The organism is Methylobacillus flagellatus KT, from assembly GCF_000013705.1.
In the GTDB taxonomy this organism is placed as follows: domain Bacteria; phylum Pseudomonadota; class Gammaproteobacteria; order Burkholderiales; family Methylophilaceae; genus Methylobacillus; species Methylobacillus flagellatus.
Map to the genome: position 1 here is coordinate 1,182,248 of NC_007947.1, position 23,872 is coordinate 1,206,119.

The window sequence follows — 23,872 nt, forward strand, 5'->3', positions numbered from 1 at the left end:
GGTCGCGTATAATAGGGTTCTTTTCGAACAGCCCGTTGGGCGCCTACGGACAGTGATCATGCATTGTGGAATAGATTACGGCACTTCCAATTCGTCGCTGGGAATCGTGAAGGACGGCAAGGTGGTGCAGGCCGAGCTGGAGCGGAACAGTGTTTACCTGCCTTCGGCGATCTATCGCGCATTCCCGGAGCATGAGCTCAACGATGACATAGCATCACGCAGCATACGCCAGCAATTGGGCAGTGCGCAGGGTTTGTTGTATGGCTCTGAAGCGATTGAAGCCTATGTTCGCCATCCCGGTGATGGCTTGTTCATGAAGTCGCCCAAAGTATTCTTGGGCAGCGATCTCAGCAAGGATCAGATGGATTTTTTCCAGATCGTCATTGCCAAGATGATGACGCATATCCTGGAACGGGCCAGAGAGTTCTATGGGCAGGAGTTGCGCCAGGCCGTCATCGGCAGGCCGATCCGCTATCACGGCATCCGAGGCGAGGAGGGGGACAAGCAGGCATTGGCAATCATGGAGCATGCCGCTGCAGGCGCAGGCCTGGAAGAGGTTGTCTTCATGTACGAACCGCTGGCAGCGGCGCTGGATTATGAGCAATGCCTTGATCGGGATGAAGTGCTGCTGGTGGTGGACGTGGGGGGAGGAACGACGGATTGCTCCGTAGTCAAGGTCGGACCATCCTACCGGGACAAGCGCGAGCGTAGCGATGACCTGCTGGCATATTCTGGCAACCGCATCGGCGGGGTTGATCTTGATATCAACCTGGGCTGGCACACGATCATGCCCTTGTTCGGGCGTGGGACGGACGAGCTGCATAACAAGGCATTTGACGCGATTACAGTCAACAGTATTCCCAGCCAGCAAGCATTCTACTCGCGCTTCGAGATGCCTGTGCACGCCCAGGCAGACACTGTGCGTGAAAGGCTGTACAGGGTATGGCTGGACAAGCTCAGCAGCCATCTCGTACGCAGCGCCGAACTGGCAAAAATTGAATTATCGCGCAGGACAAGCCATGTACTGGAGCTTGGATATGTCGAGGATGGGCTCGAAGTGCACGTTTCCCGTGAGGATTTCCGTCAGGCGATTGCCCGGTCTGCCGAGAAAATCCGGCAGGTGATCGATGATGCGCGCCAGGCTAGCGCATCCCGCCCAGACAAGATTTACCTGACCGGTGGCTCTGCCGTCTCTCCCGTCATCCAGCAGGTGATCCGCGAGGTCGTGGGCGATGCCGTGCCATTCGTTTCGGGCAACATGCATGGCAGTGTCGCTTGCGGCTTGAGTGTGTTTGCCAATCGGCATTTCGCTTAGCTGGGAGTAAAAACAGAAGGGAAATGTGCGGCATGCCGGCAACGGGGGAATCACAAAAGGATTGCCATGCAATCCTTTTGTGATGGAAGCCCTCGCTAGCGTTGATTATTCGAGACCTTGGCTAGCCAGGTAATCCTCGTAGTTGCCAAGGAAGTCGACGATGCCGTCCGGCTTCACTTCCAGGATGCGCGTGGCAAGGGAGCTGACAAACTCGCGGTCGTGGCTCACGAAAATCAGCGTTCCCTTGTACTTGTCCAATGCGGTGTTGAGCGCTTCAATGGATTCCATGTCCATGTGGTTGGTTGGCTCATCCATCAACAGCACATTGGTGCGCGCCAGCATGAGCTTGCCATACAGCATGCGACCCTTTTCGCCGCCGGAAAGCACCTTGACAGACTTTTTGGTGTCCTCTCCAGAGAACAGCAGGCGCCCCAGCATGCTGCGCACCGACTGATCGTCGTCGCCTGGCTGGGTATGCTTGGTCATCCACTCGAACAATGATTCCCCGCCGTCGAACTCATATTCGTGATCCTGGGCGTAGTAGCCGATCTTGGCTTTTTCTGCCCACTTGACGCTGCCATGGTTGGGCTGGATGTCTCCCGCGATGCAGCGCAGCAGGGTGGTTTTGCCTACGCCGTTTTCGCCGATGATGGCAATGCGCTCGCCGGCTTCCACCATGAGGTTGAAATTGCTGAACAATGGCTTGTCATAACCATGGCCAAGATTCTCGATTTCCACCGCCTGGCGATGCAGTTTTTCTTTCTCATCGAACTCGAACCGGATGAACGGATACTGGCGGCTGGATGGCTTGAATTCCTCGATCTTGATCTTGTCGATCATTTTCAGGCGGCTGGTTGCCTGCTTGGCCTTGGACTTGTTAGCGGAGAATCGGCGCACGAATTCCTGCAGCTCGGCCACTTTTTCCTTGGCGCGGGCATTGTCCTTGGCCGCTTGCGCGCGTGCAGCGGTGGAGGCCTCCATGTAATCGTCATAATTGCCTGGATAGACCTTGATCGTGCCGTAGTCCATGTCGCAGGTATGCGTACAGACCTGATTCAGGAAGTGCCGGTCGTGCGAGATGATGATCATTGTGCAATCGCGGTTGTTGAGTACGTCTTCCAACCAACGGATCGTATTGATATCGAGGTTGTTGGTGGGTTCGTCCAGCAGCAATACGTCGGGATTGGCAAACAGGGCCTGTGCCAGCAGCACGCGCAGCTTCCATCCTGGCGCCACTGCGCTCATGAGACCATTGTGCTGATCGGTGGGGATGCCGACACCCAGCAGCAGTTCACCTGCGCGTGCCTCGGCCGTGTAGCCATCATATTCGGCAAACACACTTTCCAGTTCGGCAGCTTTCATGTAGTCGTCTTCGGTCGCTTCCGGGTTCATGTAGATGGCGTTCTTTTCTACATTGGCCTTCCACATTTCCTGGTGCCCCATCATAACCACGTCCAGCACGCGCTGATCCTCATAGGCAAACTGGTCCTGGCGCAGGAAGGCCATGCGTTCGTTCGCATCCAGAGCGACATTGCCAGAGGTCGGTTCCAGAACGCCGGCCAGGATTTTCATGAAGGTGGACTTGCCACAGCCGTTGGCCCCAATGAGACCGTAGCGGTTGTTGTCGCCGAACTTGACCGAGACATTCTCGAACAAGGGCTTGGCACCGAACTGCATGGTGATATTGTTTGCGATTAACACGTCGGTTGTATTCCTAAAGTAAAACGAATAGTCAATGAATTAAAACTTGTTGCGGATGACGACCTCATTCAGCGGCAATTGGCCGCCGCGTGGGCGTGGAGGCTGAGTGCCCTTGCCAATGGCAACGAACATCACAGGCGTATGGTCGGCGGGCAGATTGAGCAGTTTGGCGACTGCGTCGAAATCAAATCCGTCCATCGGGCATGAATCGTAGCCCAGCGCCTTGGCTGCCAGCATCAGCGTCATGGCGGCCATGCCACAGGAGCGCATGCCTTCGTCGCGCTGTACCTGCTCCTTGCCGCGATAATAATTGTCGATGGCGTTGACCAGGTAATCCTGAACAGATTGTTCTGCATTGCGCCAGTAGCGGCGCGGCTCCTTTTCCCAGGCTTTCAGGTCAGCCGTGAGCACAATCAGCAGGGAAGCATCCGTGACTTGTGCCTGGTCCCAACTGACAGCTCGCACCTGCTTGCGCAGTTCTGGGTCTTGCACCAGGACGAAGCGCCAGTTCTGGATATTAAATGCCGTGGGGGAAAGGATGGCGAGTGACATCAGTTGCTCTATCTCAGCCTCGGACATCGTGTGGCTGGGATCATATGCCTTGATCGAGCGGCGGCTCTCAATGGCTTCAATTACATTCATGTATCGGATTCCTCAATAGTGGATTGCAATAATTTCCAGTTCCAGGTTCCCTGCCGGCCGGTGCCACGTCACACTGTCGCCAATTTTCTGCCCGATCAGTGCCTTGGCCAGCGGTGACACCCAGCTGACGCGGTTGGTGGCAATATCTGCTTCGTCTTCGCCGACGATCATGAACGTATGGCTGTTGCCATTTTCATCCTCCACTTCAACCGTGGCTCCAAACAATACAGTGTCGGTTGGTTGTGTCGCTGGATCGACCACGATGGCAGATTCCAGCCTGGCTTGCAGGTAGCGCAAGTCGCGGTCTATCATGGCCAGCCGCTGTTGCACGGCGGGGTCATCCTTGCGCATTGTGAGCGGTTGGCGCTCTTGCTCCAGCGCACTGGCCTGTTGCTGCAACAGCTTGAAGCCATGCGGGGTGACGTAGTTCGGATGCGGGCTGAGCGGACGCTCCGGCAGATCCGTGCCAGCATGCTCCAGATCGTCCTCTTTTACAAATCCACGACTCATGGCGCACGACCTATAAAACCTTGAATTATAACCTAAGTGGAGAGAGCTGCAGCGCCTTATTCCTGCCATGGAATCGCTGATTGGATTGGAGTGCTGGCAGTGTGTGTTGACGCTACAATTCTATGTGGGTGTGCGGGTGCCTGTATCGCTATCGCCAAATTCGGGAGGCGGCATCCAGCGTCATGAATAAAAAACGCGACCTACACAGATCGCGTTGAGGGAAGCAAGCAGCGAGATCATGCCACCAAACGATTGCACGATAGCTTAAAAATAATTCAACCCCAGTGCAGCCTTCACCTCGTCCATGGTCCTGGCGGCGACTTCACGCGCTTGCTCTGTGCCTTCACGCAACAACTGCAGGATGTAACCCTTGTCTTCAGCCAGCTCGGCACGACGGGTTCGGATAGGGGTCAACAGTTCCTGCAACACGGCTTCCAGGCGCTTTTTCACGACGCTGTCGGCCAGGCCGCCGCGGGTGTAGTGGGCTTTGAACTCGGCTACTGCGGCCTTGTCGGTATCGAATGCGTCCAGGTAAGTGAATGCGATATTGCCTTCCACATGGCCTGGATCCTCGATCTTGAGGTGCAGGGGGTCGGTGTAGACTTTCTTCACCGCCTTGCTGACTTCATCGGCGGAGGCCCCCAGATTGATGACATTGCCCAGGGATTTGCTCATCTTTGCCTTGCCGTCGATGCCGGGCAGGCGGCCGATTTCCGGCACCAGCGCCTTGGTCTCCACCAGGATTTCCTGCTTGGTGACCGGGTGCTTGTAGAGACGGTTGAAACGGCGCACGATTTCGTTGGTCTGCTCTATCATCGGGATCTGGTCTTCTCCCACCGGCACCAAGGTTGCCTTGAAGGCAGTGATATCGGCTGCCTGGCTGACAGGGTAGGTAAGAAATCCTGCGGGGATGTCGCGCTCGAAATTGCGCAGGCGGATTTCTTCCTTGACCGTAGGGTTGCGCTCCAGGCGGGCGACCGTCACTAGGTTGAGATAGTAAAAGGCGAGTTCGGTGAGCTCGGGCACTTGCGATTGAATGAAGATCGTGGACAGCTTGGGGTCGATGCCGACTGCCAGGTAATCCAGGGCCACCTCGATGACGTTGCGGTGGACCTTGTCGATGTCATCCATGTTGTCGGTGAGCGCCTGGGCGTCGGCGAGCATGATGTACTGCTTGTACTCATGCTGGTAATGCACGCGGTTGCGCAGGCTGCCGACGTAATGCCCGAGGTGTAAAGGGCCGGTCGGGCGGTCGCCTGTGAGGATAATGGGTTTTGTGCTCATCGTATTGTTCTCAATTTGTCTGAAACCGGGCAGGCTGGCCGGGGAGGATATTGTCCATCACTCCCACTCGATTGTGGCTGGTGGCTTGCCCGAGATGTCGTACACCACGCGGTTGATGCCGCGCACTTCATTGATGATACGGTTGGACACCTTGCCCAGCAGGTCGTAAGGCAGCTCGGCCCAGTGCGCGGTCATGAAGTCGGTGGTGACCACAGCGCGCAGGGCGACCACATAGTCATAGGTGCGGCCATCGCCCATTACGCCCACGGATTTCACTGGCAAGAACACGGCAAAGGCTTGCGAGGTCTTGTCGTACCATGACTTGCCGTCCGCATCCTTGGTGCTGCGCAGCTCCTCAATGAAAATATGGTCGGCCTGGCGCAGCAGGTCGGCGTATTCGCGCTTGACCTCACCCAGTATGCGCACTCCGAGGCCGGGGCCGGGGAAGGGGTGGCGGTAGACCATGTCGTGCGGCAGACCGAGGGCAATGCCAAGCTCGCGGACTTCATCCTTGAACAGTTCACGCAATGGTTCGAGTAGCTTGAGTTTCAGCGTATCGGGCAGGCCACCTACGTTGTGGTGGCTCTTGATGGTATGGGCCTTCTTGGTCTTGGCGCCGGCGGACTCGATGACATCGGGGTAGATGGTGCCCTGTGCCAGCCACTTGGCTTGCGGCAGCTTGGCAGCTTCCTGCTGGAACACTTCCACGAACTCACGGCCGATGATCTTGCGCTTGGCTTCCGGATCGTTCACACCTGAGAGGTCGCCGAGGAATTTGGCGCTGGCATCGACATGGATGACCTTGACGCCGAGGTTCTTGCCGAAGGTTTCCATCACCTGCTCGGCTTCGTTGAGGCGCAACAGACCGTTGTCGACGAAGACGCAGGTGAGTTGGTCGCCAATCGCGCGATGAATCAGCGCGGCAGCCACTGAGGAATCCACGCCGCCGGAAAGACCGAGGATGACTTCATCGCAGCCGACTTCCTCGCGGATGCGTTGCACGGCGGTTTCCACATAGTCCGGCATGTTCCAGCTCTGGTCGCAACCGCAGATGTCGTGCACGAAGCGGTTGAGCAGGGCTTTGCCTTGCTTGGTATGGGTGACTTCAGGATGGAACTGTACCGCGTAGAAGCGGCGGTTTTCGTCCGCCATGCCGGCAATCGGGGTTGCGCTGTTGCTGGCAATGATCTTGAAGCCCTCGGGCAAGGCCGTGACCTTGTCGCCATGGCTCATCCAGACGTCCAGCAAGCCGTGGCCTTCTGCATTGCTTTTGTCCTGAATGCCTTTTAGCAGGGCGGAGTGTCCCTGGGCGCGGATTTCGGCGTAGCCGAACTCGCGCTTGGCGGCATTTTCCACCGAGCCGCCAAGTTGCGCTGCCATGGTCTGCATGCCATAGCAGATGCCCAATACGGGCACACCCAGTTCGAACACGCTTTGCGGCGCACGCGGGGTTTCGTCTTCATAGACAGAGTTGGGGCCGCCGGAGAGGATCACGCCTGCTGGGTTGAACTCGCGGATGAATGCATCAGATACGTCCCATGAGTGCAGCTCACAGTAGACGTTGGCCTCACGGATGCGACGGGCGATCAGCTGGGTGTATTGGGAGCCGAAATCGAGAATCAGAATTTTTTGTTGCATGGAAGCTCAAGCGCTGGGGATTAAGGTTGAAAGGTGACCGGCCACAAAACATCAGTTTCGTCAGGCATCAGTCGGAAAGGTAATACTCCACCTTGGACACTACGCGGACTTTCTTGATATGCGCGGTGCCGGCGTCGCGGTTTTCTATGCTGAACGTGCCCTGGTTGGCACGCTTGATTTTGCCCAGTGTACTGTCGGAATCCTTGGCAAACTTGTTGGCGGCTTCGCGTGCGCTCTTGGTGGCTTCTTCGATCATGGCCGGCTTGATCTCGTTCAGTTTGCTGTAGATAAACTGGGTATTGTAACTGTCGCCTGCGATCGGAATGCCTTGCTGGCCGAGCTCGACGATCTTGATCATGGTGTCGCGCACCTTGTCAACCTGGCTGGAATACACCGTGATAGTGGAGCTGGCGGTGTAACGATATCTGGCATTGGCACTGGTATTGCCGTATTCGCGCGCCTGCTTGTCTACGACAGATGGTGCAGAGACGCTGGCCTCGTCGGCGGTGAAGCCATTATTTTTAAGAAACTCAAGCACGCTAGTGTTCTTTTCCTGAATGCTTTGGTACAGGGCGCTGAGGTCGTTGTCCGCGATGCTGAACGTAATCGGCCAGATGGCGATATCGGCTTTGACTTCGCGCTCGGAAAGGCCCTTGACCTCCACCGTGCGTTCGAGTTGCTTGATTTGCAGGGCGCTTTGCGCCAGTTGGTAACCAAGACCGCATAGCCCTGCGAACAGCAATACACCAAGAATGGTATAAGCAGGGATGGATGCGGTCTTTTCGGTTGCCATGGCGTTCTCGCTGTTTAGTCGATGCGGTAGTTAGGCGCTTCTTTGGTGATTTGCACGTCGTGCACGTGGGATTCGCGCATGCCTGCCGCCGTGATTTGCACGAACTCGGCACGTGTGCGCATTTCCTCGATCGTGCTGCAACCCACATAACCCATGGAGGCACGCAGGCCGCCCATCAGCTGATGGATCACCGCCAGCACGCTGCCCTTATATGGCACACGGCCTTCGATGCCTTCAGGGACCAGTTTGTCCACATTGCCGTTGTTATCCTGGAAATAACGGTCGCTGGAGCCCTTCTCCATCGCGCCGATGGAGCCCATGCCGCGGTAGGATTTGTAAGAGCGGCCCTGGAACAGTTCGATTTCCCCTGGTGCCTCTTCGGTGCCGGCGAACATGCCGCCTAACATGACGGAATAAGCTCCGGCCGCAATCGCCTTGGCGATGTCGCCGGAGAAGCGTATACCGCCGTCGGCAATGAATGGAACACCCGTGCCTCGCAAGGCTTCCTCTACATTGCTTACTGCGCTGATTTGCGGTACGCCAACACCCGCCACGATGCGTGTGGTACAGATGGAGCCTGGACCAATCCCGACTTTGACACCGTCGGCACCCGCATCGACCAATGCCTTGGCTGCGTTGGCGGTAGCGATGTTGCCACCGATCACTTGTATATGGGGGAAGTTCTTCTTGACCCAGTTGACACGATCCAGCACGCCTTGGGAATGTCCATGGGCAGTATCCACGACGATCACGTCCACGCCGGCTTCGGCCAATGCAGCAACACGTTCTTCTGTGCCATCTCCCACGCCGACAGCAGCGCCGACACGCAGGCGGCCTTTTTCGTCCTTGCAGGCGTTGGGATGGTCACTGGATTTCTGGATGTCCTTGACGGTGATCAGGCCCTTGAGCTCGAACGCGTCATTGACCACCAGCACGCGCTCCAGGCGATGCTTGTGAAGCAGGGCTGTCGCTTCTTCCAGGCTGGCGCCTTCACGCACGGTCACCAGGCGTTCACGTGGCGTCATGATGTTGGAAATGGCCTGGTCGAGATTGGTCTCGAATCGCAGGTCGCGGTTGGTGACAATGCCGACCACTTTTTTGCCGTCAACGACCGGCAGGCCGGATATCTTGTGCTGGCGAGTCAGCGCCAGCACATCGCGTACGGTCAGGTTGGGCTGGATGGTGACGGGGTCGTGCACCACACCGGACTCGAAACGCTTGACGCGGGAAACGTGAGCGGCCTGGTCCTTGATGGACATGTTCTTGTGTACGATCCCCATGCCGCCTTCCTGTGCCAGCGCGATTGCCAGCGGGGCTTCCGTCACTGTATCCATGGCGGCAGAGATCAGGGGAATATTCAGGGTGATGGAGCGGGTAAGTTTGGTAGCGAGGCTTACTTCGCGGGGCAGCACGTTGGAGTGTGCGGGTACCAGTAAAACATCATCGAAGGTAAGCGCTTGTTGCAACAGACGCATAGAATATCTTTCCGGCAAAAGGCAATTATACCGGGTAGTGCCGTCATGGTAAATCTCCCCTGCATTTTGCCGATAATGAACTCAAGTGCAGATTTTTTCAATTGACGGCAGGGATGAAGCTGCTTAGTGTGGGACAGGATTTCGATGACTCGGGGGATTCATGAATAACGTTCGGTGGCTGGCATTCGTCATGATGGTGATATTGCCTTGGATGACGCAGGCTCAGGTATACAAGTGGAAGGATAATAACGGGGTTACGCTGTATTCCGATTCGCCCCCACCGGGCAATGTGCCTTACGAGCTGGTGGACAATGTCAAATCTACGCCTGGCACGGCAACTGCCCCAGTGGCAGGCGCCGATTCCCAGGCCGTGCGCAATGCTGCTGCCTTGCGCCGCCAGGCAGAGGCGGAGCAGGAGCGGCGCAATGAAGAAAAGAAACGGTCCGAAGAGGAAGCCAGGCGCGTCAATTGCCAGAACGCCAAGGCGAACTACCAGAATTTCAAGATAGGGGGGCGGATCTATAAAATGACGCCCGAAGGCGAACGTGAATACCTTGGGGATGAAGATATACAGCGCGGGCTGGAAGAGGCCGCCAAGGAAGTCAAGCAATACTGCACGGATGAGGGGTAGGCTGGTAAAGCAGTGCCTTTGGCACTGCCCATCATCCGCACGAGGCGATGGTCAGCGCGTCCTGACGGCGACGGAAGGTGTTTTGTGTCGTATTTTGCTTGCGCCTTGTTGCTTGACACGGTTGCGCCTCGCCATTTTCGGGTCTGCTTGCAGCGGGCGGTAGATTTCAACCCTGTCGCCGGCCTGCAACAAGGTAGTGGCCGCCACCTGTTTTCCAAATATGCCCAGCCTGCTCGTGTCGATATCTAGGCCCTCAAAATGATCGGCAATACCTGATTGCCTTGCCGCTTCAATTGCAGTTGTGCCGGGCTCAACTTCCAGCTTCAGGATGAGCTGCCTGGAAGGAAGCGCATAGGCGACCTCAATGGAAAACTTGGTACTCACGGCGTCTTGTGATCGCTTTCGGCGCGTCGGACGAAGGCTTCGACGAAGGTATTGGCAATGTGCCCGAAGACAGGGGCAATCAGCTTCTCCAATATGATGCTCGAAAACTCATACTGCAGCCTGAACTGCACTTTGCAGGCGTCCTCTGCCAATGGGGTGAAATGCCAGAATCCTTCCAGGTGTTTGAACGGCCCGCTCTTGAGGCGGATATCCATGCTGGTTGGGAATGTCTTGGAATTTTCGGTAGTGAATTTCTGCTTGAGGCCATGATAGTCGATATGGAGAGTGGCCTCGGTAATCATATCATCCTTGCGGTGCAGATCCACGCCACCACACCAGGGCAAAAAGTGCGGATAGGCTTCTACATCGTCCACCAGATTAAACATGCGTTCCGCGGATTGTCCAACCAGGACTGTTTTTTCAACCTGTGCCATTCGTGTTGCGATCTAGAGTAAAATATCGATTTTAAGTCATATTTCCCAGTTGTCAGCAAAATAGCATCAATATTGACATGCTATACCGCGCATGAATCCATGCGTGCAAGAGCTACAACATCTATCACACGACCGAAACAGCAAACACCATGAGTATCGCCCAGAACAAAAAAGCGTTTCACGATTATTTCATCGAGGAAAAATACGAAGCCGGGATTGTGCTGGAGGGCTGGGAAGTCAAAGCGATTCGTGAAAACCGCGTCCAGCTCAAGGAGGCGTACGTCATCATCCAGCGTGGCGAAATCTACCTGATCGGCTGTCATGTGACGCCGCTGGGCTCCGCATCTACCCATGTACGCCCGGATGCGATCCGTACGCGCAAGCTGCTGCTGCATTCCGAGCAGATCGCTAAACTCATTGGCAAGGTGGAGCGTGCTGGCTATACGCTGGTGCCACTGGACATGCATTACACCCGCGGGCGCATCAAGGTGCAGATCGGCCTGGCCAAGGGCAAGAAGCAATACGATAAGCGCCATAGCGAGAAGGAAAAGGACTGGAAGCGCGAGCAAAGCTCATTGATGAAGAAATACGTCAAGACACAGGCCGGTTCCTGATCGTGATATTTCAGAATTGTCTGACACGTATTTTGGAAATGCGCTGACATTTTATTGCTGTGCTCCTTGGTACGGTATTGCTGACTTAACTCAGCGGGACACGGCAATGAACATTTTCGAAGCCTTGCGGCAAAGCCATGAGCGCCAACGCGATTTGCTGGCGCAATTGATTGAGACAAGCGGAGATACGCCGGAGCGTAAGCAGTTATTCCAGAAAATCCAGCAGGAGATTGAAGCGCATGAGCGGGCGGAAGAGCGCCATTTCTACCGTCCCATCATGATGGATGACAATGGGATAGACCCTTCGCGTCATGGCATCGCTGAACATCACGAAATCGATGAAATCTTGGAGTTGCTGAAAGAAACCGAGCTTTCCTCTCCCGCGTGGTTGGTGCATGCCAAAGAATTGCGGCATAAAGTGCTGCATCATCTGGAAGAGGAGGAACACAAATTCTTCCAGATGGCGGGAAAGATCCTCAGCCAGCAGGAAAAGCAGCAGCTTTCAGCCAAGTACCTGCGCGATTATGAAGAGGCGCTTGCGCAGTAGCGGTGGCTCACGGTTTGGTACGGCGATATTGCCAGGGTGGTATGGGCTTGGCATCCTGCCATAATCCCTGCTTGTCGCGCTTGGCCTGGTATTCTGCTTGGGCATATTTCGCGCGGTCTTCGGGTTCCTGCTCGCGCTCAAAGTGCTTATAGTGCCAGGCCATGCCTTTCTGGATTTGCTGCAGGTTGATATCCTGTCCATTGTAGATCACCTTGCCGACGATACGGCCATAATCATCCCGCTTATTCCAATCGATCGTGACCTGTTTACCGTTGATGGCGCGGTTGAGTGCCACGCGCGACTGCTTGCCATAAGCCTGGTTCTTCTCAGGCGCATCTATGCCCAACAGCCTGATCTTGTGCTGGGTATTGTTCACCATGACGGTCAAAGTATCCCCGTCCGCAATATGGATGACCTTGCCGGTCAGCGTATCGGCATGCGCATTGAAGGCCAGAAACGCGCCCGTCAGCATTGTAAGGAAGGCGTTGATGTAGCGGGGTGGTGTACTGCGCATGGTGGGTGTAGGGGAAGCTGGCATGGAGGTTGTCATAGGGCGATTATGGCGCGTAGAGCAAATCATTGTCCAGAGTCGCGCGCCTGGATGACCAAAGCATCGTGGCATTCGCATCAGCGTGTTGCTCCAGACCGTAGCGGGTGCAAAGTACCAAGGTTGGCAGCGTGGCAATCATGATGCCCGGCATTGGGCATGCTGTGTGGCTAGCCATGTGCTGCAGCCAGGGGAACGAGTTCGGATTGAAAAAAAGGCCCGTAGGTCAGGGGCCCTTGAAGATAAAGTATTGCCTGAATATCAGGCCGGGTACATGATCTCGGCCGTCCATGAGGCTTGCGGTTGGGAATGCAATTGCCAGAATTGTTCTGCAATGTCTCTGGCTTCTTTAGAGCCGGCAGAGACAAAGGTTGCGACCGTGACAGTCGCAATATGCACATTCTTCTGCTTGAAAGGCTCGAATAGCCCCAGCGTGATTGTACGAATGCCGGCTTTGCCGATACTGAGGGATAAATAATCCGGACTTGGATATAACGCAAAACCGCCGCCTGTCATCAGGATCGTACCTTGTCCGCGGCTTTCCTGTCTGGGCTTGACCGCCTGGGTGGCAGCAAGCGCACCGCCGATATTGACGGCCAGGTCGCTGACAAAGCTATCAGCAGGTTGCTCTTCCACTGTTGCCTGGCGAAGGTTGGCGGCGTTGTAATGCAGAATATCTATGGGCCCAAGGGTATTCTCAATCTCATCGATCAAGGCGATGACACTTGTGGGGTTGCTGGCATCGACTGTGCGCACCTCAACTTGATGATTTGATTGATACAACACTTTGGCGAGCGCATTAAGCTTGTCCGCATTCCGGGCGCTGAGCACTACCCGATAGCCTTCTTGGGCAAAACGCGCTGCGGTTTCAAACCCGATTCCAGGCCCAGTGCCAATGCTTAAAAAAGTTTTCATCTCCATCTCCATGTCAAATTGAAGGGATATTGTATATATGTGGAATCAGTGGATAATGGCTCGTTCGAGCAAATGACAACTGTAAAAAATGCATGAATTGTTAAGCCGTGTCTCGCTGGATGAGCTTGTCGCATTTGTAGCAGTGGCGGAAACCAGTAGTTTTTCCGTCGCAGCTAAGCGCATGGGCCGGGATCCCACTATCCTGTCCCGCAGGGTGAGCCAGCTGGAAAGCAGTCTCGGGGTGCGGCTGTTGACCCGCACCACCAGGCGGGTGGTGTTGACGGAAGTGGGCAATTTTTACTACCCACGCATACGTACCATTATCGATGAGTTGGATGCGGCGAGCCTTGAGGCCAGTAATTTCGCGTCCAGCCCTCAGGGATTGTTGCGGATATCCCTGCCGTTTACATTCGGTAAGCAATGGATAGCTCCGCTTATTCCAGGCTTCATTGCACAACACCCCCGTATCAAGGTGGACGTCAGGTTCACAGACCGCCTGGTAGACCTCGTGGCCGAAGGCTACGACATCGCGGTCAGGCTGGGCACTTCTTTGAATAGCAGTTCGCTGACTGCGAAGAAAATTGCGCCATTCCGCTACGTGTTGCTTGCCGCTCCCAAATTCATCGCAGAGCATGGTCTCCCTGCTGGCCCTGAAGATTTGGCGCACTATCCATGCCTGGGTTTCACCAGCCTGTCGACTTGGCCTGAATGGAGATTGAAGAACGGCGCTCAACGAAAGACGATCCGCCCAGAAGGGCCGCTGGTGACCGATAACTCAGAAGCCTTGCTCCTGGCTGCTATCCAAGGCGCAGGTATCATACTCACTGCGGATTGGTTAGCTGCTGCAGCAATACGTGAAGGAGCATTGACCGAAGTCCTGCCTGGATGGGAGGGAGCGGGGGAAGGCGGGATTTATGCCGTCATGCCGCCAGGGCGGCTCATTCCGACAAAAACCAGGCTCTTCGTGGATGAAATCACTGCATCAATACGCAAGGGGTTAGGCTGATCAAACAATCATTGATGAGCGAATACGCAGTTCTCTTCCGTAGACATCGGCCTCAAGCTTGTCTCAAGCTGTTCCACTGTAAGGGAATGTCGGACTATCTCCGATAGTGACGATACGGCTCCGAAGATAGTATTGCTTAAGCGGATTGTTATTCCTTATGGATAGGCCGGAGATGGGGGGTCCACACCATGCGCCTCATCGGATGCTGGGAACTCAAGCTATAAGCTATTGAGGAGATTGGATACGATGACTCGGAAGAACCTGTCGAACATCCTGATTTTTATCATTCTTTTATCTGTATTCAGCGGGCTGGGGTTGTGCCTGTTCTACTCTTTGTCGATACCGGTAAAGTGACCTTGCCAGGAAATCTAGAAATAAAAAAACCTGCTGTTTCAAAAAGAGATGAAAACAGGTTTTTTTATTTCGTAGCAGAGCCTTAAAAGACCAGTGCGGCAGATGGAGTTGCCGGCCTCATTATTGACGGTTGAAGAATAGAGATATTTCTTTTCGGATCGGAATACCTCTTTTATCAATGTTGCTCCCGCGGCGGTTCTGGTTTAACAGGCTCTTCTGCCAATGGAACTGTCATCCATTTGCTGGGGTTGTTGTCTCCATCAGCCTGATCCTCGGCAGCACGCTGCTCTATAACGCGTGCCTGCGACTCGAGTTCGGTACGGGCTGGCTCAGGCAGTGGTGGTTCCGGTCCGATAACGCGATAAATGCCTATGCCGGCCAGCACGGCAATGAACAAGCCTAATAGGGTCCGTTGCAGAGAACTCAAACGGCGCTTGTCTGGTGTGCTCATCTTTAGACCTCTCGTGTAAGGGGTAAAACCATACGACAATCAATATGCGCCAAGGTGCCGTCCAGCATTTCATTCGCGTTTCACATTTTCATTGATTGATGCCATATTCTTTTTCGATAGCGGTAAGCGGCCAAGAGATTTTTGCGTGCCAGAATGTAAGACAACGCCCGATAGTGAAAATGAAATTCCCTCTATATGATCCTTCTTAAAATGATTCAACAAGTTAAGGATAAACAATGGAAAACCTAAAGGGAGACACTATGCGACCAGAGCTTGAACCTTGGATTGCGCTGGGATTGGCTTTTATTGGGACGTTGTTGATGGGTGTCATTTGTTGGATGTATCAGTTTTACCTCACTTGACCTTAAGTCGTTACGTAGGAGGTTGGTATGCTGAGTCGACAAGAAGTCGCCGAAATTAGCATTTGGGTGCTCATTCTGTTAATGATCAATGGCGTGGGACTATTCGTGTTTTACCAATTAATGTCCTACGCAGAGTGAGCCTATGCCCGGCGGCGTAAAATACATCAATCCCAAGGGCGAGGATTTAGAGATTTACTTTCCCGATCCCCAAGCTTATCTGCCCGTACAGCGTAAGTTGGGCCTAATCGAATGGTTGAAGTGGGGCAAGCGTGACGAGGAAACCGCTCCCGAGCTTGCTGAGTTCCTGCAAGGAGGATGGGCTCGCAAGGATTTGCTTGATGCTGGGGAGTGGAAACAGTTAGACACAGAGATCGTGAGCCTGGCTGTGCATGCCTTTATGGAAAAGGGCGAAGACAACGCTCCACTCTGGTTTGAGGTTCCCCAGGGGCATGCGATCCTGGCGTTGATTATTAAAGAGCACAATGAAGAACGTGTCTATGTGATCATCTCTGATCCGCCCTTGGAATATTCCTGGTTGCATGATGGATGGCCCTTGTTGGCTTCGGTAGACCAGTTGACCGGTTGACTAAGCGGGCAAAGCGACAAAACCTGTCTTCAGTGTTCCCTGAAGGACAATGTAAGACAAAAGCCGATGTTTGCCAGTGAGAGTCACGTTTATGCTTGGTAGCGCTGGTTGGCTCAGGCGGGATATTAATGGCTTCCCCCCAGACATTTGCTCCCGGTTCATGGTTGAGCCGATCAGCAACTCCTCTACAAAGCCCCTGGCTACTTGATAATCCAGCATCAATCCCCATTTGGCAAACGTCAAGACATGACAAACACGCGCGGGAAATCTGAAGAAAGGTTATAATCCGCCTCCCGGCTCTCGTGAGAACTTTCATTCTCAAGGGGAGTCATACGATAGCTTTAAACCATCAGGGGCCGACCAGGTTTCGACGTGGGTTGCAAAGCAGCGCAGGGCATACCGAGGCCTAGTCACCTCGTAAATAAACTAGAACAAGTATAGTCGCAAACGACGAAACTTACGCTCTAGCCGCTTAATCCCGGCTGGACGCTGCACCGGAAGGCCTCTCGGCCGGGCGGGTAACCGCAGCAGCGTCATTTAGAGAGGATCGTGTTGTATTGGGTTACTTAATACAACATTAAATCCAAGGTAACTCGCCTGCTGTTCGCTTGCTCGTTGGTGGGCATCAGGTTAAATCAAACAACACAGCTAAGTATGTAGAACTGTCTGTGGAGGGCTTGCGGACGGGGGTTCGATTCCCCCCGGCTCCACCAATACCTAAAATCCCAACCCTTATCGGTTGGGATTTTTTTTGCCCGTTCCCCCAGCGTTGGCACGGCTCCCGGGCTTGGTCTCGCGAGCGCCACCCCTGCGAAGTCGGCGCTTTCGGCCCCGCCTACGCCTCTCTGTTCTCCGTTTTCTCTGGTGGCCACGCGAGCGTTCTCGAGGCCATTTCCTTTGCTGGCGCGGGTTTAGAGGCGGTGGGTTGTGGTTGGCAACTCCTGTAGCGGTGGCGACCGAGTGCCGAACCGAGGGGTGTAAGCCTTCGGCCCGGGCGATCTCCGAACCACTCTTCATCTCGCCGGTGTCCACGAGGTGCTGCCAGTAGAAACCGCGTGCCACCCCCTCCAGCAGCGTCACATCGTGGACGTGGCGGTCATCGGCGGCCACGCGCCGCGCGCCCCGGCGGCGGAAGGTCAGTGGCACGAAGGTTTCCAGTGTGTCGTCCATCAGGCCTCGACCTCCACCAGTTCTGCGCCGATCCCTCTCGGGGCGAATTCACCGATTAGGGCGTCCCACCCCAGTTCCCGCCACTTCACCTTGATACCCTGCACCTCGCCGACGTGGACGAGGTCGATGCGCTCGATCATCAGGTTGGCGATGCGATGGCGCTCGACCGGGAACAACTGATCCCACACGTCGTTGAGCCGTCCCATCGCCATCACCGTGGTGGCCTCGTCGACCTGTCCGCCGTTGCGCTGGATGTGGCGCACCACCGATGCGATGGATTCCGGGCTGGTCAGCACAGTGCGGATTTGGGCCACTACTGCCGCCTCAATCTCCGGTGCAGGCAGGCGTTAGTAGCTCTTGCCCGGTGCCCCGAACCGGCTTTCCGACTTGGACACGTAGTAGTGGTACTTGCGCCCGTTCTTGCGTGAGTAGGTCGGGTACATCCGTTCGCCCGAGGGGGCGTACAGCAGGCCGCGCAGCAAGGCGTCGGTGCGCGACCGGATCTTGGTTTCCACCGACCGGGCGTGCCCATCCCTGGCCAGCACCGCGTGAACCTTGTCCCACAGTTCCCGGTCGATGATTGGCAGGTGAGCGCCGGGGTACCAGTTCCCCTTGTGCGACAACTCGCCCAGGTAGATGCGGTTGCGCAGCAGATTGTGCAGGTACTTTTTGTCGATACGCGTGCCGTTGCGGGTCTGGCCCTCCTGCGTCGTCCAGGCCTTGTTCGTGATGCCGTCGGCGGTGAGATTGACGGCGATCTGGGTCGGAGAGCCGATGGTCAGCATCTCCTCGAAGATACGGCGCACCACCGCCGCCTCGGTTTCGTTGATGACCAGGAGGCGGTTGTCGACGTCGTAGCCCAGGGGCGGGACACCGCCCATCCACATCCCCTTGCGCTTGGCGGCGGCGATCTTGTCGCGGATGCGCTCGCCGGTTACCTCGCGCTCAAACTGGGCAAAGGACAGCAGGACGTTGAGCATCAGCCGACCCATCGAGGTGGTGGTGTTGAACTGCTGGGTGACCGACACAAAGGACACCTCGTGGCGTTCGAACACTTCGACCATCTTGGAGAAGTCGGCCAAGCTGCGCGTCAGGCGGTCGATCTTGTAGACCACCACGATGTCGATCTGGCCGCGCTCAATGTCCGCCATCAGACGTTTCAGCCCGGGCCGATCCGTGTTGCCGCCGGAGAAGCCTGGGTCGTCGTAGTCGTCGGCCACCGAGATCCAACCCTCGGATCGCTGGCTGGCGACGTAGGCGTGGCCCGCCTCCTTCTGCGCGTCGATGGAGTTGAACTCCTGGTCAAGCCGTTCATCCGAGGACACCCGGCAGTAGACGGCGCAGCGCTTGCGAGCCTTGGTGCTGGCAATCTCGCTCATCGCGCACCTCCCTTGCTCAGGCCAAAGAACAGCGGCCCAGACCAGTGCGCGCCCGTGATGTGACGGGCCACCGCCGTCAGGCTCTTGAAATTGCGCCCCTGGTACTCGAACAGCCCCTCGGCGGTGACCGTCACCCGGTGCTCGCGTTCGCCCCATTCGCGCAGCAGGATCGTGCCCGGCGCGAAATCGAACTCGCGCGGCTTGGCCCGCAACTTGATCTTGGAGTGTTTCGCGCCGATGGCTTCCAGACGCTGCTTGATCTCGGGCGCGAGGCCACCGAAGGCTTCCTCCTGCAGCTTGTAGGCGAGACGGGACTCGACGTGCGTGCGGTTGGGGTAGTCCGGGCGGCGCGGGAAATATCGATCCCACACCGTCCAGAGCTCGGACATCGGCAGGCAGGCCAGCTCCGCGATCCGTGCCGCGACGGATGCTTGTTTGTCGTTCATCACAACTTCTCCTCTTGATAGGGGGTTGTATGAACGCGCTGGTCGGGCAGGAAGCCAAGGCCAACTTCTCTCTGTTTTGGCTCATCCGCAGCAAGGGTGCGGACGATGGCAGCCGCAAGGATGGCGGCGATTTCGCCAGCACGGGCGCTGGCGCTCATCTCCGTGGGAGATGCGAGTTCGAGGTTCTTCATGACGGCTCCGAGGAATTGCAACCGTCAGGGATAGTGAGCCTGATCTTCCGAAGCGGATGGCAACGCAGGGGTAATCGTGACCGCCAGTCATGAATCCATTGCGCGTTAACGAAACAGTTGACAGGGTGCCTCTTGACCCTTTGCCGATCCCCAGAAGTCATCAACTCCAGATCAGGCGCCAGGTTGCAACTCCACGCGCACTTCCCGTGGCTTACCGGCCCGCTCGACTGACAAGACCACAACATCTCCTACCTTTCGGTCGTCAAGCCGTGCGAGCAGCTTGGCGACATCGTCGACGGGAGCGCCGTCTATGCCTGTGATACGGTCTCCCGGCACGATGCCTTCGGGGCCAACGGTGATACCGCTCAGCCCCGCCTTTTGCGCCGCTGAGCCAGGGGCGACACGGAGCACAAACACGCCTTGGGTACTGGTCAGTGCCTGCAATCGGCGGTTGAGCTGCTCGTCTACCTCGATCCCAAGCGCCGGACGGATGTATTTGCCGGTCTTGATGAGTTGTGGCACCACACGCATGACCGTGTCCACCGGCACGGCGAAGCCGATCCCAGCCGATGCACCGGAAGGGCTGTAGATCGCTGTGTTGATGCCGATCAGGCGGCCTGCCGAATCGAGCAACGGCCCACCCGAGTTGCCGGGGTTGATAGCGGCATCGGTTTGAATCAGGTGTTCGATGGTCACTCCGCCAGATTCCCCGGGCAGCGATCGATCGAGCGCGGACACGATGCCGGTGGTGAGCGTCCAGTCCAGGCCGAAGGGGTTGCCGATAGCGAACACCTTCTGACCCACCTTGAGGTCGGCACTGGTGCCGACCGGCACGGCCGGCGGGCGCTTGAAACCGACGCCGATCTTGAGCACAGCGATGTCGTGCGCGGGGCTCGTCCCCACCAGTGCGGCCTGGTAGTCGCGGCCGTCGGCCAGTTTGACGGTGGCTTCGGACGCGCCCTGGATGACGTGGAAGTTGGTAACGACATGACCGGCGTCATCCCAGATGAAACCCGAACCCGTTCCGCGCGGCACGGAAAAGACGTTGCGCGTCCAGACATCTCGTACCAGTTGGGACGTCGTGATGTAGACCACCGATGCCCGGGATTTCTCGAACAGTTCGATGGTGGCCTGTTCGTCAGCGGCCAGATCGCCACGCGGCGTGACGGTGCGCTCAGCGGCTTGGCGCGGGCTGAACCAGGCCTCGATGGCGGGCAGGAACTGCCAGAACAGCATGAGTGCGGCAACGCACGCAGTGATGAAGAGCCACCGCCGGACGAAATGATCCGGAGCTGGGCGTTGTGGGTAAGGATCGTGGTAAGCCATGGCGGGGGTTCCTTTCGAGTGATTTAGCGCCAAAGGCCGCTCAGGCCCCGGCGTGGCGGGCGCATCGGGGCGAACGACCTTGGCGCGAGATATTCCGTTTGGAACGGCAGGGCCTGCGATGGCTGAGGCGCCAACGCCATCAGGCGCGCGATACGATCCTCTGTCGCCGGATGCGTGCGCAACCAGGACGGTTCGGGATTCCCCCAGCCGGGCAACAACCAGGCCCGCCACGAGCGGCTCACCCGCTCGATCTTCGCCAGCGCCGAGGCGAGCCCGTGCGGATCTCCCGTCAGCTCTACTGCCATCCGGTCGGCATCGAACTCTCGCACACGTGACAGACCCAACTGTGCGAGCAGTGCCAGTTGCGGCGAAGCGGCCAACAACAGTAAGCCAATCCAGTTAATTTCTGCTGCACCGACCAGCAAGACTGGAATACTGATCAGGAGCGCGACCTGACCCAACAACGCCAGCAGGTTCGTGAGCCGGCTGATCGAATCGGCCAAGCCCATGACACGAAGATCTTCTTGAGCGATGTGCGCGACTTCATGCGCCAGCACGGCTTGCAGTTCGCGCATACTCAGGCTGCGGAGCAGGCCATCGGTGAGGGCAATGGAGGCAAGGCGCCTGGAGCCGGTGGCAAAGGCATTGACGATGTCGCTGGGCACATAGTACGGAACCGGCGTGTTCGGCAATCCTGCCCGAGCTGCGAGCGCTCGCAGCAACGACCAGATTGCGGGGGCTTCATCAGGGCGCAAGGGACGGGCGCCATACAGACGCAAGGTCATCGCGGAGGCGGCGACAGGTTCGATCAGCAGGGTCAATGCGCATGTTGCCAGTGCCAGCCAAAGGCCAATCTCGCCGAACAGCAGACTGCCAGCGGCAGCCGCGATCCCCACCAGGGTCAAAACCAGCAGCGCGGTTTGAAAGCGATTGAGCCAGCGGTGCCTCGACCTGGCATTGTGTCGGCCGACTAGACCATAGGGGGTCATGCCTCCATTACTCGCTCTTGCGGTCATCGCGTTCACGCATGAGCCAATAGGTCAGACCCAAGGCCAGTACCGTCCCCGCCAGCGCGGCCACTTTGGCAGGATCAACGTCGGGTTCGAGGATGATGAACTTGCGGGCCAGTGCCAGGATCGCGATCAGAATGATGGTCTTGACCTGGATGATGCTTTCCTTGCGCAGAGCCACTTTGACGATCGAATGCTTGAATTCCATGGCGATCAGCAGCGTCATGGTGGCACCGAACACCAGCTGGAAAACCTTATGATCCAGTGAATTCAGCGCATCCATGACGAGCAGCGTGAAGACGAGCCGAATCAACTGGATCAGCGAAATCACAATGACCAACGCGCTGACGCCCGAAAGCGTGATGGCAACGACCTGCTCGAAGCGCTCGTAAACCGTCATCAACCGCCACTGGGAGCGTATCTCGTCAAGGGCCGTGTGGCCAGATTCTTTATGCATAAGCGTTGCGCTCTCTCTTTCAATGAAACGTTAATGGAACGGGGAGTCCGAGAAGACGACTCGATTGCACCTGAATCATCGGGGCAATTGCGAAGCCACCCAGCGCATAATGTCCTGCGCGCCCATGGCGCCCGCCTGACGTGCAACCTCATGTCCCCCTCGGAACAAAATCAGGGTTGGAATGCTGCGAATACCGAACTGGGCGGCCAGGTGAGGCTCGGCCTCGGTATTTACCTTGGCCAACCTCACCTTGGGTTCAAGCAGGGAGGCTGCCTGCTCGAACTGCGGCGCCATCATCTTGCACGGTCCACACCACGGCGCCCAAAAGTCAACCAGCAGCGGCAGGTCGCTGCGCTCCAGATGACGGGCGAAGGTCGCTGTGGTCAACTCGATGGGCTCGCCCGTGAACAAGGGCTGCTGGCAGCGGCCGCAGTTGGGATGTTCCGATAGCTTCGCAGTCGGCACGCGGTTGATGGACTGGCAATGCGGACAGACGAGGTGAAGATCATTCTTCATGGTTCGCCTCCTTGGACCACAGTGAGGCTGCCGCGCTTCGGGTCACAGACAATGCCGACCAATCAACGCCTTGGAGCCAATCGTTCCCGTTTTTGCTTACTCCGGCCTCTTCCAGATGAGCAGCGATGAACGCTTCGGCCTGCATGAGCCACCTTCGGACAGCATCTTCCTTACTAGGAATCAGCAGGATTTCAGAGACGCTGCTGGCATCCAGCCCGTCCACACGGATAAGCAGAAAAATGCGCCGCCACAAACGCGGCATGTCCTTCAGCAGGTCGAATGCAAAAGCGAACTCGCTCGACCGATCAACTAGCTCCTCCTGTTCCGCGATCGTTGCGGCATCGGGATGCTGACTGTCAGCGATGATATCGGCCAGCCTGAGTGTGTCATCGGGCTGATAAAATTCGAAGACTTCCTCTTCCACCATGGCCTCGGCGACGTCCTGGGCATCCGCTTCGACCGGCGCGTCCAGAGAAACGAATTCGCCAAATTGCCGGCTGTTTGCCACTTCGTGATCCAGGACGGCGAACAGATGCTTCAGAAGACCGAAGTAAGCCGCTTTTTCTTCCGGCACGGATTGCCATTCCACCTCAGCTTGGACAATCGCTTCATCCACCACGTCGCGCAGCGTCGGATAATCGCGCGGTAAATCGCCGACGGCACGCAGATAAGCCAGCTCACGCCTTGCGACAGCCTCAAGTTTCGACAGTAGAGGCATTCGGGTCACTTTGGCCTCATGGGCGGCTGACGCGGGTTTTGCGGCAATCCGCACCTTGAGCTCGCGCAAGCGCTCGCGTCGTGCTTTGCGCTTGATTTGGTCCTGAGCATGCAGCCGGTCAAAATGCTTCTTGGCCTGACGGAACATCGACTGTACGAGTGTCTGCGCGAGGGGCGTCAGCTCGTCATGTGACGCAGTAACGCTGACAATCTTTTTGCCGGGCAGGTGCATATAGCCACTGGCCAGAAATTGCCGCTTGGTCTTGTCGCGATCAAGGACGATTTGAAGTCGCACTGAATCTTTAGTGTGTTTGTCGAGCAATGGCTTGAGGTCGCGCTCGATCACATTTCCCAAAGCTCTCTGCCATGGTTCATGAAACTCTTTGTCGATAGCTCGATAGCTATATTGCATCTGCATGCATGACTCCTTTGATGTCATTTCTATGGAGGCACGAACCGAAAATGCTCATA

The 23,872-nt window shown here is 56.6% G+C and carries 27 protein-coding genes and 1 other RNA gene; 8 read left to right on the plus strand and 20 right to left on the minus strand.

Annotated features, from left to right (window positions below; all coding sequences use genetic code 11):
* The first annotated feature begins 58 nt into the window (after positions 1-58).
* Positions 59-1,315, plus strand: coding sequence for a molecular chaperone (gene yegD / locus MFLA_RS05805; RefSeq protein ID WP_011479356.1), 1,257 nt, complete (start codon positions 59-61; stop codon positions 1,313-1,315).
* A 105-nt stretch (positions 1,316-1,420) separates the two neighbouring features.
* Here yegD and MFLA_RS05810 read toward each other — a convergent pair whose 3' ends face one another.
* The 7 genes from MFLA_RS05810 to guaB form a co-directional block, all read right to left on the minus strand.
* A complete protein-coding gene (locus tag MFLA_RS05810) occupies positions 1,421-3,016 on the minus strand; it encodes an ABC-F family ATPase (RefSeq protein WP_011479357.1) in 1,596 nt (531 codons plus the stop codon).
* Between the two features lie 39 nt (positions 3,017-3,055).
* Complete coding sequence (locus MFLA_RS05815) at positions 3,056-3,658, minus strand: nitroreductase family protein (protein WP_011479358.1); 603 nt, start codon at positions 3,656-3,658, stop codon at positions 3,056-3,058.
* 12 nt (positions 3,659-3,670) lie between these two features.
* Positions 3,671-4,168, minus strand: a complete 498-nt coding sequence (locus MFLA_RS05820) for a GreA/GreB family elongation factor (RefSeq protein WP_011479359.1) — start codon at positions 4,166-4,168, stop codon at positions 3,671-3,673.
* A gap of 264 nt (positions 4,169-4,432) precedes the next feature.
* Positions 4,433-5,452, minus strand: a complete 1,020-nt coding sequence (gene trpS, locus MFLA_RS05825) for a tryptophan--tRNA ligase (protein WP_011479360.1) — start codon at positions 5,450-5,452, stop codon at positions 4,433-4,435.
* Positions 5,453-5,509: 57 nt separating this feature from the next.
* A complete protein-coding gene (gene guaA / locus MFLA_RS05830; protein WP_011479361.1) occupies positions 5,510-7,090 on the minus strand; it encodes a glutamine-hydrolyzing GMP synthase in 1,581 nt (526 codons plus the stop codon).
* 67 nt (positions 7,091-7,157) lie between these two features.
* Positions 7,158-7,883: an SIMPL domain-containing protein gene (locus MFLA_RS05835; protein WP_011479362.1), complete on the minus strand. Its 726-nt coding sequence runs from the start codon at positions 7,881-7,883 to the stop codon at positions 7,158-7,160.
* A 14-nt stretch (positions 7,884-7,897) separates the two neighbouring features.
* Positions 7,898-9,358 carry an IMP dehydrogenase gene (gene guaB, locus MFLA_RS05840; RefSeq protein WP_011479363.1) on the minus strand — a complete coding sequence of 487 codons (1,461 nt, stop codon included), beginning with the start codon at positions 9,356-9,358 and terminating at the stop codon, positions 7,898-7,900.
* Positions 9,359-9,518: 160 nt separating this feature from the next.
* On the opposite strand from guaB, the gene MFLA_RS05845 reads away from it, so the two are divergent.
* Positions 9,519-9,989 carry a DUF4124 domain-containing protein gene (locus MFLA_RS05845; RefSeq protein WP_011479364.1) on the plus strand — a complete coding sequence of 157 codons (471 nt, stop codon included), beginning with the start codon at positions 9,519-9,521 and terminating at the stop codon, positions 9,987-9,989.
* Positions 9,990-10,040: 51 nt separating this feature from the next.
* Here the strand turns inward: MFLA_RS05845 and MFLA_RS05850 are convergent, their stop codons facing one another.
* Both MFLA_RS05850 and MFLA_RS05855 read right to left on the minus strand, forming a co-directional pair.
* On the minus strand, positions 10,041-10,373 hold the full coding sequence (locus tag MFLA_RS05850; RefSeq protein WP_011479365.1) for an RnfH family protein: 333 nt from the start codon (positions 10,371-10,373) through the stop codon (positions 10,041-10,043).
* Positions 10,370-10,807, minus strand: coding sequence for a type II toxin-antitoxin system RatA family toxin (locus MFLA_RS05855; RefSeq protein WP_011479366.1), 438 nt, complete (start codon positions 10,805-10,807; stop codon positions 10,370-10,372). Before MFLA_RS05855 ends, MFLA_RS05850 begins: the two co-directional genes overlap by 4 nt.
* A 119-nt stretch (positions 10,808-10,926) precedes the next feature.
* On the opposite strand from MFLA_RS05855, the gene smpB reads away from it, so the two are divergent.
* Together smpB and MFLA_RS05865 are read left to right on the plus strand one after the other, a co-directional pair.
* Positions 10,927-11,421, plus strand: a complete 495-nt coding sequence (gene smpB, locus MFLA_RS05860; RefSeq protein ID WP_267864491.1) for an SsrA-binding protein SmpB — start codon at positions 10,927-10,929, stop codon at positions 11,419-11,421.
* Between the two features lie 106 nt (positions 11,422-11,527).
* On the plus strand, positions 11,528-11,968 hold the full coding sequence (locus tag MFLA_RS05865) for a hemerythrin domain-containing protein (RefSeq protein ID WP_011479368.1): 441 nt from the start codon (positions 11,528-11,530) through the stop codon (positions 11,966-11,968).
* Positions 11,969-11,975: 7 nt separating this feature from the next.
* Here MFLA_RS05865 and MFLA_RS05870 read toward each other — a convergent pair whose 3' ends face one another.
* Positions 11,976-12,506 carry a thermonuclease family protein gene (locus tag MFLA_RS05870; RefSeq protein ID WP_229407194.1) on the minus strand — a complete coding sequence of 177 codons (531 nt, stop codon included), beginning with the start codon at positions 12,504-12,506 and terminating at the stop codon, positions 11,976-11,978.
* Between the two features lie 270 nt (positions 12,507-12,776).
* A complete protein-coding gene (locus MFLA_RS05875) occupies positions 12,777-13,430 on the minus strand; it encodes an SDR family oxidoreductase (RefSeq protein WP_011479370.1) in 654 nt (217 codons plus the stop codon).
* 88 nt (positions 13,431-13,518) lie between these two features.
* On the opposite strand from MFLA_RS05875, the gene MFLA_RS05880 reads away from it, so the two are divergent.
* Positions 13,519-14,436, plus strand: coding sequence for a LysR family transcriptional regulator (locus MFLA_RS05880; RefSeq protein WP_011479371.1), 918 nt, complete (start codon positions 13,519-13,521; stop codon positions 14,434-14,436).
* Between the two features lie 529 nt (positions 14,437-14,965).
* On the opposite strand, the gene MFLA_RS05885 is transcribed toward MFLA_RS05880, so the two are convergent.
* Positions 14,966-15,241 carry a hypothetical protein gene (locus MFLA_RS05885; RefSeq protein ID WP_195742095.1) on the minus strand — a complete coding sequence of 92 codons (276 nt, stop codon included), beginning with the start codon at positions 15,239-15,241 and terminating at the stop codon, positions 14,966-14,968.
* Positions 15,242-15,745: 504 nt separating this feature from the next.
* Here MFLA_RS05885 and MFLA_RS05890 point away from each other — a divergent pair.
* Both MFLA_RS05890 and ssrA read left to right on the plus strand, forming a co-directional pair.
* On the plus strand, positions 15,746-16,189 hold the full coding sequence (locus MFLA_RS05890) for a hypothetical protein (protein WP_011479373.1): 444 nt from the start codon (positions 15,746-15,748) through the stop codon (positions 16,187-16,189).
* A gap of 352 nt (positions 16,190-16,541) precedes the next feature.
* Positions 16,542-16,902, plus strand: a transfer-messenger RNA (tmRNA) gene (gene ssrA, locus MFLA_RS14475).
* A 456-nt stretch (positions 16,903-17,358) separates the two neighbouring features.
* Here the strand turns inward: ssrA and MFLA_RS14845 are convergent.
* Genes MFLA_RS14845 through MFLA_RS05910 form a run of 3 tightly spaced genes read right to left on the minus strand, consistent with a single transcriptional unit; the run spans position 17,359 to position 19,184 of the window.
* On the minus strand, positions 17,359-17,673 hold the full coding sequence (locus tag MFLA_RS14845; protein WP_011479376.1) for an integrase: 315 nt from the start codon (positions 17,671-17,673) through the stop codon (positions 17,359-17,361).
* A 33-nt stretch (positions 17,674-17,706) separates the two neighbouring features.
* Positions 17,707-18,738, minus strand: coding sequence for a recombinase family protein (locus MFLA_RS05905; protein ID WP_011479377.1), 1,032 nt, complete (start codon positions 18,736-18,738; stop codon positions 17,707-17,709).
* A complete protein-coding gene (locus tag MFLA_RS05910; protein ID WP_011479378.1) occupies positions 18,735-19,184 on the minus strand; it encodes a DUF2924 domain-containing protein in 450 nt (149 codons plus the stop codon). The genes MFLA_RS05905 and MFLA_RS05910 overlap by 4 nt, the downstream gene beginning before the upstream one ends.
* A gap of 29 nt (positions 19,185-19,213) precedes the next feature.
* Between MFLA_RS05910 and MFLA_RS14480 the strand changes: the two genes are divergently transcribed.
* On the plus strand, positions 19,214-19,468 hold the full coding sequence (locus tag MFLA_RS14480) for a hypothetical protein (protein WP_195742096.1): 255 nt from the start codon (positions 19,214-19,216) through the stop codon (positions 19,466-19,468).
* Between the two features lie 78 nt (positions 19,469-19,546).
* Here the strand turns inward: MFLA_RS14480 and MFLA_RS05920 are convergent, their stop codons facing one another.
* The 5 genes from MFLA_RS05920 to MFLA_RS05940 all read right to left on the minus strand — a co-directional run bounded on the left by MFLA_RS05920 (position 19,547) and on the right by MFLA_RS05940 (position 23,819).
* Positions 19,547-20,701, minus strand: a complete 1,155-nt coding sequence (locus tag MFLA_RS05920) for a S1C family serine protease (protein WP_011479380.1) — start codon at positions 20,699-20,701, stop codon at positions 19,547-19,549.
* 23 nt (positions 20,702-20,724) lie between these two features.
* On the minus strand, positions 20,725-21,690 hold the full coding sequence (locus MFLA_RS05925) for a zinc metalloprotease HtpX (RefSeq protein WP_048811582.1): 966 nt from the start codon (positions 21,688-21,690) through the stop codon (positions 20,725-20,727).
* 7 nt (positions 21,691-21,697) lie between these two features.
* Positions 21,698-22,168, minus strand: a complete 471-nt coding sequence (locus MFLA_RS05930) for a phosphate-starvation-inducible PsiE family protein (RefSeq protein WP_011479382.1) — start codon at positions 22,166-22,168, stop codon at positions 21,698-21,700.
* 75 nt (positions 22,169-22,243) lie between these two features.
* Entirely contained in the window at positions 22,244-22,684 is a 441-nt protein-coding gene (trx-GI, locus tag MFLA_RS05935) for a heat resistance system thioredoxin Trx-GI (RefSeq protein WP_011479383.1), read from the minus strand.
* The gene (locus MFLA_RS05940; RefSeq protein WP_011479384.1) at positions 22,674-23,819 is read right to left on the minus strand and encodes a hypothetical protein; all 1,146 of its coding nucleotides are present in this window, start codon (positions 23,817-23,819) and stop codon (positions 22,674-22,676) included. The genes trx-GI and MFLA_RS05940 overlap by 11 nt, the downstream gene beginning before the upstream one ends.
* Between the last annotated feature and the right edge of the window lie 53 nt (positions 23,820-23,872).

Bases quoted from the DNA above. Each gene is read 5' to 3' on its own strand.
- yegD (WP_011479356.1), top strand. From the start codon at position 59: ATGCATTGTGGAATAGATTACGGCACTTCCAATTCGTCGCTGGGAATC.
- MFLA_RS05815 (WP_011479358.1), bottom strand. From the start codon at position 3,658: ATGAATGTAATTGAAGCCATTGAGAGCCGCCGCTCGATCAAGGCATAT.
- MFLA_RS05820 (WP_011479359.1), bottom strand. From the start codon at position 4,168: ATGAGTCGTGGATTTGTAAAAGAGGACGATCTGGAGCATGCTGGCACG.
- trpS (WP_011479360.1), bottom strand. From the start codon at position 5,452: ATGAGCACAAAACCCATTATCCTCACAGGCGACCGCCCGACCGGCCCT.
- guaA (WP_011479361.1), bottom strand. From the start codon at position 7,090: ATGCAACAAAAAATTCTGATTCTCGATTTCGGCTCCCAATACACCCAG.
- MFLA_RS05835 (WP_011479362.1), bottom strand. From the start codon at position 7,883: ATGGCAACCGAAAAGACCGCATCCATCCCTGCTTATACCATTCTTGGT.
- guaB (WP_011479363.1), bottom strand. From the start codon at position 9,358: ATGCGTCTGTTGCAACAAGCGCTTACCTTCGATGATGTTTTACTGGTA.
- MFLA_RS05845 (WP_011479364.1), top strand. From the start codon at position 9,519: ATGAATAACGTTCGGTGGCTGGCATTCGTCATGATGGTGATATTGCCT.
- MFLA_RS05855 (WP_011479366.1), bottom strand. From the start codon at position 10,807: ATGGCACAGGTTGAAAAAACAGTCCTGGTTGGACAATCCGCGGAACGC.
- MFLA_RS05865 (WP_011479368.1), top strand. From the start codon at position 11,528: ATGAACATTTTCGAAGCCTTGCGGCAAAGCCATGAGCGCCAACGCGAT.
- MFLA_RS05870 (WP_229407194.1), bottom strand. From the start codon at position 12,506: ATGCCAGCTTCCCCTACACCCACCATGCGCAGTACACCACCCCGCTAC.
- MFLA_RS05875 (WP_011479370.1), bottom strand. From the start codon at position 13,430: ATGAAAACTTTTTTAAGCATTGGCACTGGGCCTGGAATCGGGTTTGAA.
- MFLA_RS05880 (WP_011479371.1), top strand. From the start codon at position 13,519: ATGCATGAATTGTTAAGCCGTGTCTCGCTGGATGAGCTTGTCGCATTT.
- MFLA_RS05885 (WP_195742095.1), bottom strand. From the start codon at position 15,241: ATGAGCACACCAGACAAGCGCCGTTTGAGTTCTCTGCAACGGACCCTA.
- MFLA_RS05890 (WP_011479373.1), top strand. From the start codon at position 15,746: ATGCCCGGCGGCGTAAAATACATCAATCCCAAGGGCGAGGATTTAGAG.
- MFLA_RS05905 (WP_011479377.1), bottom strand. From the start codon at position 18,738: ATGAGCGAGATTGCCAGCACCAAGGCTCGCAAGCGCTGCGCCGTCTAC.
- MFLA_RS05910 (WP_011479378.1), bottom strand. From the start codon at position 19,184: ATGAACGACAAACAAGCATCCGTCGCGGCACGGATCGCGGAGCTGGCC.
- MFLA_RS14480 (WP_195742096.1), top strand. From the start codon at position 19,214: ATGAACGCGCTGGTCGGGCAGGAAGCCAAGGCCAACTTCTCTCTGTTT.
- MFLA_RS05920 (WP_011479380.1), bottom strand. From the start codon at position 20,701: ATGGCTTACCACGATCCTTACCCACAACGCCCAGCTCCGGATCATTTC.
- MFLA_RS05925 (WP_048811582.1), bottom strand. From the start codon at position 21,690: ATGACCCCCTATGGTCTAGTCGGCCGACACAATGCCAGGTCGAGGCAC.
- MFLA_RS05930 (WP_011479382.1), bottom strand. From the start codon at position 22,168: ATGCATAAAGAATCTGGCCACACGGCCCTTGACGAGATACGCTCCCAG.
- trx-GI (WP_011479383.1), bottom strand. From the start codon at position 22,684: ATGAAGAATGATCTTCACCTCGTCTGTCCGCATTGCCAGTCCATCAAC.
- MFLA_RS05940 (WP_011479384.1), bottom strand. From the start codon at position 23,819: ATGCAGATGCAATATAGCTATCGAGCTATCGACAAAGAGTTTCATGAA.